This is a genomic window from Methylomonas sp. EFPC1 (assembly GCF_016925515.1).
Taxonomy (GTDB): Bacteria; Pseudomonadota; Gammaproteobacteria; order Methylococcales; family Methylomonadaceae; genus Methylomonas; species Methylomonas defluvii.
The window spans coordinates 4,285,915-4,298,572 of the sequence record NZ_CP070494.1 but is presented as its reverse complement, the minus strand read 5'-3'; the positions used below and the strand labels follow the sequence as shown (position 1 = coordinate 4,298,572).

Genomic DNA, 12,658 nt, shown 5'->3' with positions numbered 1-12,658 from the left:
CCTATGAAACACGCAAAAATCAAACTTAGCGCCAAGCCCTATTTAATGGGGGCGATGCTGCTTACTGTGTTGCCGGGAGTCTCGGCGACCGAAGATGGCAAGACGGACAATAAAACCGGTAGCAATCAAACCGCGGTATTGCCGGAAATGACGGTTACCGCCGAAAGCGGAAAAGCCGCTACGCAAACAGCTACCGAAAAATACAAATTGCCTGCTGTGACCGAAAGCGTTACCCGCGAGAAGATGGAAGATACCATCAACGTAATGAACACCGAGGATGCCATCAAGTATTTGCCTAATATCCTGGTGCGCAAACGTTATATCGGCGACAAGGAAATGCCGGTGTCTATGCGCACCTCCGGGACCGGTTCCAGTGCGCGCAGCTTGATTTATGCGGACGGCATTTTGCTATCGTCGTTGCTGGGCAATAACAACAGCATGACCGGTTCGCCGCGCTGGAATATGGTCTCACCGTCAGAAATTGAGCGGGTTGATGTGATGTACGGACCGTTTTCCGCAGCCTACGGCGGAAACTCGATAGGCGGTGTCGTTGATATTACGACGCGGATGCCTGAGAAATTCGAGGCTGGCGGCGGCGTGCAGTCTACTTGGCAAGAATACGATGTTTACGGCCATACCGATGTCTATGACTCCCAGCAGTACACGGCCAATCTGGGTAGCCGACACGGCGACTTTTCCTGGCGCTTTGACGTCAGTCATTTGGATGCGCACAGCCAGCCTATCAGTTATACATATCTTCCCACTAGTTCCGGCACGGGTGGCGTACCCGTTACCGGCGCCGTCGGCGATGTCGATAGAAGCGGCTCCCAAAGAATCTTTGCCATAGGCGAAGGCAATATCAGACATACGGTGCAGGATAATTTTAAGTGGAAACTGGCTTACGACATTACGCCCACGCTAAAAGCCTCATACACATTGGGTTTGTGGCAAAACGACGAAAGCGGGGGCTTCAATAGCTACTTGCGCAGTGCCACTACCGGAGCGCCGGTTAATAGCGGCATAATCAATATGAACGGACGAAACTACAGCCTGGGTTCGACGTTTGCCGAGAACGATTACCAACAGATGCACTGGTCGCACGGTATGGCGCTGAAATCGAACACCGGCGGTATTTTCGATTGGGAATTGACCGGCAGTGTGATCAATTATGGCCAGGATGAGCAACGCGCGCCCACGGTTGCGCCCAATCTTGCGGCTGCGGGTGGTGCGGGAACTCTTACCAGCCTAAACGACACCGGTTGGCACACTGTCGATGCTAAAGGTATATGGCGTCCGGATTCTGCATGGGGACCGCATCATGTCAGCTTTGGATTTCATCATGATCTTTACGAATTAAACAACCAACAATATGTAACCTCCAATTGGATCTACGGTGCACCAGTCCGCTTAAATACCAATTCGCAAGGCAAGACCGAAACCAACGCGGTCTGGATTCAAGACGCATGGACATTTGATCCGGATTGGACGCTGACCTTGGGCGGACGTTTGGAGAACTGGAACGCCTTCGATGGCACTAACACCGGTTCAAACGGCAGAACGATCAATCAGTCTAACCGCAGCGATTTAAGATTTTCGCCAAAAGCCTCGCTGGCCTGGAAGCCGACTGATAGCTGGAAATTTACCAGCTCTATTGCTCAGGCTTACCGTTTCCCAACGGTGACAGAACTGTTCCAGGGTACCAATATCACCGTCAGCGGCACCTCAAATATTGTGAATCCCAATCCAACGCTAAAGCCTGAAGAGGCATTGTCTTCCGAGCTTTCCGCGCAATATTTTCTGAGCGAAGGTTCGTTGCGTTTGAGCTTATTCCACGAAAAAGTCTACGATGCCATCTACAGTCAAACGACTTTCAGTCCGGTCACTAACTCGACATTATCGTATGCGCAGAACATCGACCAGATCAGCACCTACGGATGGGAGTTTTCCGGCGAGCACAGCAATGTCGTTATCGATGGCCTGGACTTGTCGGGTAACGTGACCTGGGCGAATTCGCGCATCGATAAAAATGCAGCTCTGCCTGCGTCTGTCGGCAAGTATCAGCCCCGAGTGCCGGAGTGGCGCGCCAGTGCCACGGCCACATATCATGTGACTAAAGATTTTACGTCCTCCATCAGTGGACGCTATAGCAGTCAACAATATGGGCAAATCGATAACAGCGACGTCAATCCGGATACTTATACCGGCACCGGTAGCGCGTTTTTCGTTGTGGATACCCGTGCCAAATATCAACTGACCAAGCAACTGACGCTTTCAGCAGGTATCGACAATATTACCAACGAAAAATATTGGCTGTTCCACGTGTTTCCGCAGCGCACCTATATCGCAGAATTGAAATTTAACTATTAAGCGGTTATTAAATGTATTCAACCAGGATAGGGTAGAGCTCATCTAATCCTGGTTGTGCGTTAAATGACATAGTTTAATTTTGCCCGGTCAAGCGGGTAAAAATGTTCGTAACTTTCCGGACACTTACTAAAAGACGATGATGAAATTTCAACTCCCTTTGGCAATGGTTGCCTCGTTGATTTTGACTGCATGTGCCAACGAGCCGATCACAAGTAAGCAAGGCGCTGAGGCAGCTAAGCTTGAACAGCATACCGACCAAAAAGCATTGTGCGCTGATCTGCAAACCAGTCCGGCAATTGGATGTTCCGAGACGGTCACCGCGACTTTCGACAATAGCGGTGCGCTGTGGTTGGCTTGGGTGGTCCGTGATCGTATCTATGTGCAATCGTCTACCGATAAAGGTCGGAGCTTTTCCGCACCGGTTGCGGTAAACGCCGAGCCGGAAGCTATTGCTGCGCGCGGTGAATACCGGCCAAAAATCAAACTCGATGCGCAAGGCAATATCTACCTGACCTGGACCCAAAATTTGGAAAAACGCCATACTGGCAACATTCGCTTCAGTCGCTCGACGGACGGCGGCAAGAGTTTTTCCAAGCCGGTGACGGTCAATGACAATCTGGACGTGATCGGCCACCGCTTCGATGCGCTGGCGGTGGGGAAGAATGGCGAGATTTTTGTGGCTTGGCTGGATGCGCGCGACAAGGAAAAAGCCAAGGCCGCTAAGCAAGAGTTTGCAGGTACTGCCGTGTATTACGCCTGGTCGGACAATGGCGGCAAAAGCTTCTATCCCAACAAAACCGTGGCACCGCATAGCTGTGAATGCTGCCGATTGGGTGTGGAAATAGATGCCGACAATTTGCCGGTGGTGCTGTGGCGGCATGTTTATGAAGGCAATATCCGCGATCATGCGCTGGTTAAATTTAAGGATTGGCACACCCCTGGAGCGGTGCAGCGCGTCAGCCAAGAAAACTGGAAAATCGATGCATGTCCGCATCATGGCCCGGCCTTATCAATTGCCGACAATGGGGTTTACCATTCGGTATGGTTCAGCGGAGCCGCTGATAAACAAGGCTTGTTTTACGGCCACTCCAAGGATGGCGGTTTAAGGTATTCGTCGGCCTACCATTTCGGCAATCAAGGCGCCAAACATCCCAACGTGTTTGCCAAGGGCGAGCAGGTAGTAGTGGTGTGGTCGGAATTCGACGGCAGCCATAATCTGTTGCAGTTGATTAAGTCTAATGATGGCGGACTGAGTTGGTCGCAACCCGAAGTCGTCGGTAAAACGGCGGAAAGCGCGGACGATGCTTTTCTGTTGAGCGATGGTGAGAGTGTTTTTCTATCCTGGCAAACCGCGCAGGGTTATCAATTCAAGCCGATTTAGGTTTTAGTGATCCAAAGCCATCCCGCTAGTGGCGTGGGATGGCGGCCTGGATTATAGTTTCAATTTCCAATCAGTTTCAATTCGGCTTCCCGATATTTTTCCGCGCATTTTCTGCTGACTTCTTCCGGCAATTTCGGACCGGGCGCGGTCTTATTCCAATCCAAGGTTTCCAGGTAATCTCGTAGATATTGTTTGTCGAAGCTAGGCGGGCTGATGCCGACTTGATATTGCTCGACCGGCCAAAAGCGCGAGGAATCGGGGGTCAACGCTTCGTCGATTAAGTACAATGCGCCGTCTTCATCCAGGCCAAATTCGAATTTGGTGTCGGCGATGATGATGCCGCGCTCACGGGCGTAATCGGCGGCCGTGGTGTAGAGCCGCAAACTGGCGTCGCGCACTTTGTCGGCCAGTTCCTCTCCCATTAACGCTACCGTATCGGCGAAGCTGATGTTTTCGTCATGGGTGCCCATTTCGGCCTTGCTGGACGGCGTGTAAATCGGCTGCGGCAATTGTTGCGCCTGTTGCAAGCCGGCCGGCAATTCGATACCGCACACCGAGCCGCTGTTTTGATAATCCTTCCAACCCGAGCCAATCAGGTAGCCGCGCACGATAGCTTCCACCGGCAGCGGTTTCAGGCGTTTGACGATGATGGCCCGGCCTTCCACTTGCGCGCGCAATGCCGGATCGGGAATTACATCTTCCAGCGTCAAGTCGTCGTTTAAATGATTGGGAATAATATCGCGCATTTTTTCGAACCAGAAATTACTGACCCTGGTCAACACACGGCCCTTACCGGGAATCGGGTCGGGCATGATCACGTCGAACGCCGACATCCGGTCGGAGGTGACGATCAATAGATGTTTATCGTCGATTTCGTACATGTCGCGGACTTTGCCGCGGCCGAGCAATTTCAAATGCGGCAGGGAAGATTCGTAAAGTGCGGCGGGGGCATTCATAATACGTGTGTGGAGTCAGTGAAAAGTGGCTGCAATTTTATCATTAAACCTGTTGAGGGTAGGAAACGCATGAGTTGGCTGGGCAAGTTGGTGGGTGGAGCGTTTGGATTTATGTTGGGCGGGCCGTTGGGCGCCATTTTCGGCGCATCGGTAGGGCATCAGTTCGATGCCGGACTGGACGGGATGGCCGGCGAGTCATTTAATCCCGGCGACCAGCAGCGCGTGCAAATGGCGTTTTTCACTGCGACGTTCGCGGTGATGGGCCACGTCGCCAAGGTGGATGGCCGGGTTTCCAACGAGGAAATCGGGCTGGCAAAACGGGTGATGGATAATATGGAACTCAGTGCCGAGCTGCGCGAAGCCGCGATTCAACTGTTTCAGCAAGGCAAGCAGACCGATTTTCCATTGGCGGAAGTACTGCGGCAATTTCGCGTGGAATGTCATCGCCGGACTAACCTGGTGCGGATGTTCGTGGAAATCCAGATTCAAGCGGCGTTTGCCGACGGTGTTTACGATGCCAAGGAAGAAAAGCTGTTACTGGATATTTGCGCGCAACTGGGCTTGTCGCGTTTCGAATATCAGATCATCAAAGGCCAAGTACAGGCGCAACATCGTTTTCAGCAGTCGGGTGAACAGTTTCACGCGGCCAAATCCAGCTCGTCAAAACTGGAAGATGCTTATGCGGTGTTAGGCGTCTCCGCGACGGCGGACGATGCTGAAGTGAAAAAAGCCTATCGGCGCCTGATGAGTCAGCACCATCCGGACAAATTGGTGGCCAAGGGGTTACCCGAGGAAATGATGCAGATGGTCAAGCAAAAGACTCAGCAAATCAGGAAAGCTTACGAAACGATACGGGAAACAAGAGGTTTTTAAAAAGAGCCCGCCTGCCACGGAGGCGGCTGACGGGCTTGAAATAAACAGATTAACTGCTTAACAACGAGGGAGGTACAACAAAACTTAAGCGCGAAACGAGTCGCTAAAATCCAGATTGCTGGCGATGGTTGCAGCGCCGAATAGCATGGTGGAGATGATGAACTCGCCAGACATGAAGCCAAACACGCCGGTGGTGAAAAACAGGCCGGTGAGTACGTCTTTATACAGATTGTTCGATTTGTTCATTTTTGCTCCTAGACTGAATACAGTCGATACCAATGAAGACGACTTCAATATAAGCTTTATTTTTTTATTTACAATACCGGCTATAGTGGATTGCTTGTTTCTTTTTTAGAAACAATATTGAAATAAAGTTGTCATCTAGGCTTGCTATAAGCTGTTTTAATCGAGGAATGCGCTAAGCTCGGACAGATTGCTCTTGGGGAGTTTGACGGTCAGTCTTACCGAATCGGAAAAATCCTGACCGATAATGCTGCCGTCCAGTTTTTTTAACTGGTATTCCAGCGCTTGTAGTCGGTGGTAATCCAGATTCAATGTCAGCTCGGCGAATTCAATGTATTCGACAATGTCGGCAGCTTCTATGACTTGCTTGGCGACATTGCCGTAGGCGCGGGTCAAGCCGCCCGCGCCCAGCTTCACCCCACCAAAATAGCGAATCACCGCCACCACCAGATTGATTAATTGCTTGCCTTCCAGATGCTGAAAGATCGGCTTACCGGCGGTGCCGCTGGGTTCGCCGGCATCGTGAAAACGGCAGATCAGACCGTCCGGCGATTGGATGCGATAAGCGTAAACGATATGGCTGGCGTCGGGGAAGCGTTGATGCAAATCCTTTAATAACAACAAAGCTTCGCGCTCGGTCTGGCAGGGGCTGATGATGCCGATGAAGCGGGATTTCTTGATGATCTCCTCGACTTCACAAGTCTTGACGACGACACGCACCTTACAATAGCCCGGTAATTGCCGGATACTGGCTCAATAGATGCTCGCGAAACGCTTCGATTTGCGCTTCGTCGTTACGCCGTTCGCGCGGAATGTTGACCGGAATATCGCTGATGATCCGCATCGGCGGCGGCGATAGAAAAATCAGGCGGTCTGCCAGCGCAATCGCCTCGCGCAGGTCGTGGCTGACGAACAGTACCGTATGCGGCCGTTGTTGCCATAGCGAATACAGCAGATTTCTCACCTGCCGGGCGCTAGGCGCATCCAGCGAGACGAAGGGTTCGTCCATCAGCAGAATGTCCGGATTAATGGCGAAGGCGCGGATGATGGCGACTCGCCGCTGCATGCCCAGCGACAAACGTTCCGGATAAACCTGCTGCACGTCGCTCAGTTGCATGTCTGCCAATAACGAATCGATCAAGGCGGCGGGCGGCGTTTCCTCAAATACCACTTCGATATTCTGCCGTACGGTATACCAGGGCAGTAATCTGGGGTTCTGAAACACATAACCAATTCTGGCAGTTGTAGCTTGGCGGCCTATTTGAATTTGGCCCTGATAGTGACTATCTAGTCCGGCAATCATATTCAACAACGTGGTTTTACCGCAGCCGGATGGGCCGAGCAGGCAGACGAATTCGTTGCGGCCCACGCCGAGTTGTAAGTCGGCAATCGCTTGGTGTTGGCGGTCGTCGGCATGCCCAGAGCGATAAGTTTTATCCTGGATGCTGATGGTAATATCGTTCACCGCCGCCACCGTAAGGCCTTGCGGTCCAGCGGCCGCAGCAACAGCCATTCGATCATTTGGATGACCGCGACAAAGGCAAAGGTATAAGCCAGCAGGCTGGCGACATCGAACAATTGAAAAAACAGATGCAGTTGATAGCCCATCCCGTTGCTGCGGCCTAGCAGTTCCACCACTAAAATGATTTTCCAGATCAGCGCCAGACCGGAGCGCGTGGCCGCCATCACGAACGGATGCAATTGCGGCCAGATCACATGCGCCAAGGTTTTTCTGCGGTCGAAACGGTAGCTTGCAGCCATTTCCAATAAATCCTTGTCCAGTGCCCGCGTGCCTTCACGGATGGTGACAATCACATTCGGCAGTTTATTGATGACCACGGCCAGAATCGCCGCCGATTCGGCCAATCCGAACCAGACGTAGCAAAGGATGATGGTGACCAGCGCCGGAATGTTCAGGAAGATTACCAACCAGTGATCGAAGAACGCATCCAGGGTTTTGTTGTTACCCAGCGTCACCCCTATCGCGCAGCCCAATACCATCGCAATCGAGAAGCTGACCAGCAGCCGCAGCAGCGTAACCCCTAAATGGTAGGGTAGTTCGCCGGATTGAGTTGCTTGCCAAAATACCTGGGCGACCTGGAGCGGATAGGGTAATGTTGGACTGTGGACCAAGCCAGCCGCCAGCTGCCAGATGCCTAGCAGCGCTAACAGCGATAGCAGTGTGACGGCAGACTGGTTAAGTTTAAAAGTGCCCGTCAACATTAGTCAGCCGACCAGAACGTCCCCGCTTGTATTTGCGCCGATTGGCCGGTCAGCTTGTTATTGCTGAGTTGATGCAGCATGGCGTAGATTTTTGCGGCGGCGCTTTGCTGAGTGGCGCCCCATTGTTCAACGCGGCCTTGGCAGTAACGCTCCCGGAGTTTTTGTTGTTCTTTCGGACTGGCCGCGTCGGTGAGCGGCAAAATTTTCTGCCATTCCGCATCGGAACTGCACAGGGTGTCGTGAGCTTGCTTGCCGAGACTCAAGAATTGTTTGAACGCCGCTTTATGTTGATCGGCCCAGTCCTGTTTGAACACATAGCCGATGCTGGGCACTGTTTCGTTGATGCCGAGTTGGCGGATGATTTCCTCGCCGCTCAACAGCGCCCGATAGCCTTGCGCTTCCAAATGCGCGGCAAATTGCCAGAAGGTCAGCAAGGCATCGACGCGCTTTTCGAGTAGTTGCTGGCTCAGTAATGGTGGCGCGCCGTAGATTTTTTCCACGCCGGTATTCAGGTCCACATGCTGTTGCTGTCCCAACGCTTGTAACAGCAGCCAGTTCTTATCCAGCTCGCCACCGGCTATGCCCAGTTTTTTACCTTTTAAATCGGCCAGTGACTTGATCGGGCTATCGGCCGGTACCAGCAATACGCCGGAAGTGTCGGAAAAAGGGTAAAAACTCAAATTGGTGCCGGTGCTGCGCATGCTGGACGTCCAGATCCAGTCGGAGACGATCACATCGACTGAGCCAGCTTGCAGCGCAACCTTACCGGCTTGCTGATTGGCAACCGCGATGTTTTCCACGTTGAATTTTGCATTGTCCAGTAGTCCTTGGTTGCGCATCGCCGCCAGCTCCCAGTTTAAGGTGCCGGCGGCCATAGCGCCTATGCGGATAGTGGGTTTTTCATCGGCGTTGGCAAATTGCGGCAATAAAGCGGCAATGGCAAACAGGCAAGTTTTTATATTCATCTGCAAAGTCCCTAGTCGGATGGTTAACGCAACGATTTTAACGCAGCCGCCCCCAATACGAGAATGTTTGTCGGGTTTGTCTGGAGCGGAATGCGTTGTCCAAGGTTTAAGGGCAAACCGTTTGACCGATATTCCCAAAAGCCCGAGGCCACTAGACCACACGAGTAACCAGGGGTTCCGGCATGGCGGGGCTGGGAGGAATTTAGGGCCTAGGTTAAAACAGCTGATTAGCAAGCTGCGCTACAGCCGCAAAATCGGCCTTTCGGCAAGGCATGCGGATAGCGCTGGGCTTACCGATTCGGGAATATTAAAAGCTGTGGCGTAGACATTTCCCGTGGCTTAACAGCCTAGGATGCAGTGGGAAGTAATCTGTCTTCTCGCTCAAATCTGGCGGCGGCCACCGGCCGGCCGGTGTAATAGCCTTGGTAGGATAGGCAGCCTTTATCACGTAAGAAGATCATTTGTTCCTGGTTTTCCACGCCCTCGGCAATCACGTGTAAACCTAAGTTTTTAGCCATATTGATAATGGTCTCCACAATCACCGCGTCGTTGGGGTCGCTGGCGATGTCGCGGACGAAACTCTGATCGATCTTTAATTGGCTGATGGGCAATTTTTTTAAATAAGACAGTGAGGAATAGCCTATACCGAAATCGTCGATGGAGGTTTTTACGCCCAGGGTTTGCAAATCGCGCATTTTTTCCACGGTGTCGTCTATGTCGCTGATGACGCAGCCTTCGGTCAGTTCGATGACCAGACGCTCAGCCGGCAGTTCGGCGTCGATCAAAATGCGTTTTACTTGGTCGACAAAATCGGCCTGGCGGAATTGCCGGGAACTGACGTTGACCGCCACATGATGAATAGGCAGGTTCTGCGCGTCCCACACCTTGATTTGCCGGCAGGCCTCGCGCATAACCCATTCGCCTATCGGCAAAATCAGCTGGGTATCTTCGGCAATGGGGATAAATTCCGCCGGGGAGATCATGCCCTTTTCCGGATGCTGCCAGCGGATTAGCGCTTCGGCGCTGATTACTTTGCCGAGGTGATCGACCTGCGCCTGATAGTGCAGCAAAAACTGCCGCTGTTTCAGCGCCTGACGAATCTCTTTTTCCAAGGTTAAACGGCGGTCGGCCGTTTCCTGCATCGACGGACGGTAAAAACTGATGCCGTTACGGCCGCTTTCCTTGGCCCGGTACATCGCAGTATCCGCCTGTTGGATGACCGCTTCAGGCTGTTCGGCCACCTCGGGAAACAGGGTCACGCCTATGCTGGTGGAAAAGTGATGTTCGCTGCCCTGAACCGTGAAAGGTTGATTGATGGTGTGCAGGATTTTTTCCGCCAGCATCGCCGCGTGACTGGTCGCTTGCGACAGTTGCGAGTAGCGGCCAGGCACCATCACGATAAATTCGTCGCCACCCAGCCGGCAAGCGGTGTCTTCGTCGCGGATAATCGATTTGAGGCGTTGGGCAACCTGGATCAGCAATTCGTCGCCTACTTGATGGCCGCGCGAATCGTTAAGGGTTTTGAAGTGATCCAAATCCAGAAAAAACAGCGAACCGTAATAACTTTGGCGTTTGGCGGCAGCGATCTCCTGTTTCAGGCGGTCCAGCAGCAAACGTCGGTTCGGCAAGCCGGTCAGCGGGTCGTAAAATGCCAGTTCATGGATTTCCCGCTCGGCGGCTTTTTTCTCGCTGATGTCGGAAAAAATCGCCACATAATTGAGCAGGCGATCCTGTTCGTCCCTCACGCCGGTCACCGTCAGCCATTCTGGAAACACGTCGCCGTTTTTGCGCCGATTAAAAATTTCGCCCTGCCATTGGTTATCCTTGGCCAAGGCTTGGGTCAAAGTTTGAATAAATCCGGGAGCTTGATGGGTCGACGACAGAAAATCCGGTTGCCGGCCAATCACTTCTTCCGCGCTATAACCGGTGATTTTGTTAAAAGCATTGTTGACGCGCAAAATTGCCCCATTGGCATCGGTGACGATAATGGCCTCGTGCGACTGGAATGTGGTTGCGGCGATGCGGAGTTCGTTTTCCTGCTGTTTACGGCGTTCGATCTCGGTATTCAGCGCTTGGTTGCTACGCAGCAAGTCGCGGGTTTTTAGGGCCACTAAATCTTCGATGCGGGCGGTGCGTCCGCTCATCAGCATTAAACCGAAGCTGGTCAGGCCGCAGAGCAAAAAGCTTCCGGACAACAGCCACCAAACCGTCCAGGGATTTTGTTGCGTATAAAACTCCGGCAGCGGTTTATATTCAAGCGTCCAATTCCGGTCGGCGACCGCCAGCGCTTGCCGCTTGCTTGGAAGTAAGTAATGCGTTTTCGATTCGATGCCTTCGGGAGTGCTGCGGTATAACAGCTGGTCTTGATCATAGATCGCTACCGACAAACGTGTGCTTTGTAAGCGTCCGGACAGTTCCTGAATCTCGTTGCTTAATTTAAAAACATTCGAGACCAATCCGACAAAAAACTGTTGACGCTGGGCGCTGGTGTTTAGCGATTTTCCTTTGAGATAAATCGGGGAGTAGATGGCGAAGCAGGGCTGTTTGTCGTCGCAGACCATGCCGTCCGTCACCACCGTTTCGCCGGAATTAATCGCTTTTTGGATTGCCGATGATAGTTGTGGGTTGCTGGCAACGTCGAAACCAATGTTTTGCTGGTTGCCGAAGGCGTAAGCAATGGGTAAATAAACATTCCGCTTACCAGCCGGTATCAATTGCTGATTGCGGTCGCGTTCGCGGATGGTTGTTTCTGTCTGGTGTTCAAATGCGCTGCGGTCTTCGGCGTTGACTCTGGGTATCCATTCCAATGCCTCCAGCTCCGGATGTTTACTGAAAATGGTATGTGCGAATAGTCTGAACTCATTGGCACTGACCGATTCCGAGCTGTCGAACAAGGCTTTCAATAACTGATTATTCAGAATATCGTCGCTGAAATGTTCCTGGAGGTTGGTATGGGTCAGATTAATCTGGTTGTCGAATAGCCCATTGAGGCGTTGATTTTCCAGATTGCGGCTGTAGACGAAGGCGATGACCACCAACAATAGCGAAATCGATAACGGATAGGCCACGAATTTTTGCCGTTGCCGCCAGATATGCCGCGGGGTACCGATAAACAACAGCAGCAGGGGCGCGAAGATCACCGTACCTATTGCATCGCCTATCCACCAGGTACACCAGTTCAGGCCGATTTCTTCCGCATCGATGGTGTCGAAAATGTACAGAAAACTGGTGCCGACGCTAGCCGATATTAAGCAACTGGCAATTGCCAGCAAGAAAAACCAGACGACATGCCGATCTTCCATCAACGGATTGTGTCTGCCAATCCAGCGGTTGATCAGGGACGCTCCGAGTAAGGGCTGGGCGATGGCGCCGACGCTGGCGGCGGCGCCTACCCAAATCGGTGTAAACCAATCTTCCGGGGTGGCCAGATCGCCAAAAGCGTAAATTTGCGTGCCCAAGCTGCCGATGATCAGACCCGGCAATAATTTGGGGCCATAACCAAGCAGCGCGGCCAGAGCGATACCCGCTGACGGCCAGATTGGGCTGGCATGGCTGGGCTGCATCGCCAGCATATGCCCAAGATAGCCGCCGATAAAATAGGCCAGGGCCAAGGCGCTGTTCAGCAGAAAAAATCTAAAAGCTGTCGGCAT

At 52.5% G+C, this 12,658-nt stretch carries 10 protein-coding genes; 3 read left to right on the top strand and 7 right to left on the bottom strand.

Going from position 1 to position 12,658, the window contains the following annotated elements; all coding sequences use genetic code 11:
- Positions 1-3: 3 nt before the first annotated feature.
- Positions 4-2,367: a TonB-dependent receptor gene (locus tag JWZ98_RS19740; RefSeq protein WP_205451468.1), complete on the top strand. Its 2,364-nt coding sequence runs from the start codon at positions 4-6 to the stop codon at positions 2,365-2,367.
- A 136-nt stretch (positions 2,368-2,503) separates the two neighbouring features.
- Positions 2,504-3,748 carry a sialidase family protein gene (locus JWZ98_RS19735; protein ID WP_205451467.1) on the top strand — a complete coding sequence of 415 codons (1,245 nt, stop codon included), beginning with the start codon at positions 2,504-2,506 and terminating at the stop codon, positions 3,746-3,748.
- 59 nt (positions 3,749-3,807) lie between these two features.
- Here the strand turns inward: JWZ98_RS19735 and JWZ98_RS19730 are convergent, their stop codons facing one another.
- The gene (locus tag JWZ98_RS19730) at positions 3,808-4,704 is read right to left on the bottom strand and encodes a phosphoribosylaminoimidazolesuccinocarboxamide synthase (RefSeq protein WP_205451466.1); all 897 of its coding nucleotides are present in this window, start codon (positions 4,702-4,704) and stop codon (positions 3,808-3,810) included.
- Between the two features lie 69 nt (positions 4,705-4,773).
- On the opposite strand from JWZ98_RS19730, the gene djlA reads away from it, so the two are divergent.
- Complete coding sequence (gene djlA / locus JWZ98_RS19725; protein WP_205451465.1) at positions 4,774-5,577, top strand: co-chaperone DjlA; 804 nt, start codon at positions 4,774-4,776, stop codon at positions 5,575-5,577.
- 84 nt (positions 5,578-5,661) lie between these two features.
- Here djlA and JWZ98_RS19720 read toward each other — a convergent pair whose 3' ends face one another.
- From JWZ98_RS19720 to JWZ98_RS19695, 6 genes are all read right to left on the bottom strand, one after another.
- Positions 5,662-5,823 (bottom strand): hypothetical protein, encoded by a 162-nt coding sequence (locus tag JWZ98_RS19720; protein ID WP_020483539.1) that lies wholly within the window; start codon positions 5,821-5,823, stop codon positions 5,662-5,664.
- A gap of 156 nt (positions 5,824-5,979) precedes the next feature.
- Entirely contained in the window at positions 5,980-6,540 is a 561-nt protein-coding gene (locus JWZ98_RS19715) for a YigZ family protein (protein WP_205451464.1), read from the bottom strand.
- 1 nt (position 6,541) lies between these two features.
- The gene (locus JWZ98_RS19710; protein WP_205454501.1) at positions 6,542-7,285 is read right to left on the bottom strand and encodes an ABC transporter ATP-binding protein; all 744 of its coding nucleotides are present in this window, start codon (positions 7,283-7,285) and stop codon (positions 6,542-6,544) included.
- On the bottom strand, positions 7,282-8,043 hold the full coding sequence (locus tag JWZ98_RS19705; RefSeq protein WP_205451463.1) for an ABC transporter permease: 762 nt from the start codon (positions 8,041-8,043) through the stop codon (positions 7,282-7,284). Before JWZ98_RS19705 ends, JWZ98_RS19710 begins: the two co-directional genes overlap by 4 nt.
- A complete protein-coding gene (locus JWZ98_RS19700; protein ID WP_205451462.1) occupies positions 8,043-9,008 on the bottom strand; it encodes an ABC transporter substrate-binding protein in 966 nt (321 codons plus the stop codon). Before JWZ98_RS19700 ends, JWZ98_RS19705 begins: the two co-directional genes overlap by 1 nt.
- Before the next feature lie 347 nt (positions 9,009-9,355).
- Positions 9,356-12,658 carry an EAL domain-containing protein gene (locus JWZ98_RS19695; RefSeq protein WP_205451461.1) on the bottom strand — a complete coding sequence of 1,101 codons (3,303 nt, stop codon included), beginning with the start codon at positions 12,656-12,658 and terminating at the stop codon, positions 9,356-9,358.

Bases quoted from the DNA above. Each gene is read 5' to 3' on its own strand.
- JWZ98_RS19740 (WP_205451468.1), top strand. From the start codon at position 4: ATGAAACACGCAAAAATCAAACTTAGCGCCAAGCCCTATTTAATGGGG.
- JWZ98_RS19735 (WP_205451467.1), top strand. From the start codon at position 2,504: ATGATGAAATTTCAACTCCCTTTGGCAATGGTTGCCTCGTTGATTTTG.
- JWZ98_RS19730 (WP_205451466.1), bottom strand. From the start codon at position 4,704: ATGAATGCCCCCGCCGCACTTTACGAATCTTCCCTGCCGCATTTGAAA.
- djlA (WP_205451465.1), top strand. From the start codon at position 4,774: ATGAGTTGGCTGGGCAAGTTGGTGGGTGGAGCGTTTGGATTTATGTTG.
- JWZ98_RS19720 (WP_020483539.1), bottom strand. From the start codon at position 5,823: ATGAACAAATCGAACAATCTGTATAAAGACGTACTCACCGGCCTGTTT.
- JWZ98_RS19705 (WP_205451463.1), bottom strand. From the start codon at position 8,043: ATGTTGACGGGCACTTTTAAACTTAACCAGTCTGCCGTCACACTGCTA.
- JWZ98_RS19700 (WP_205451462.1), bottom strand. From the start codon at position 9,008: ATGAATATAAAAACTTGCCTGTTTGCCATTGCCGCTTTATTGCCGCAA.
- JWZ98_RS19695 (WP_205451461.1), bottom strand. From the start codon at position 12,658: ATGCCGACAGCTTTTAGATTTTTTCTGCTGAACAGCGCCTTGGCCCTG.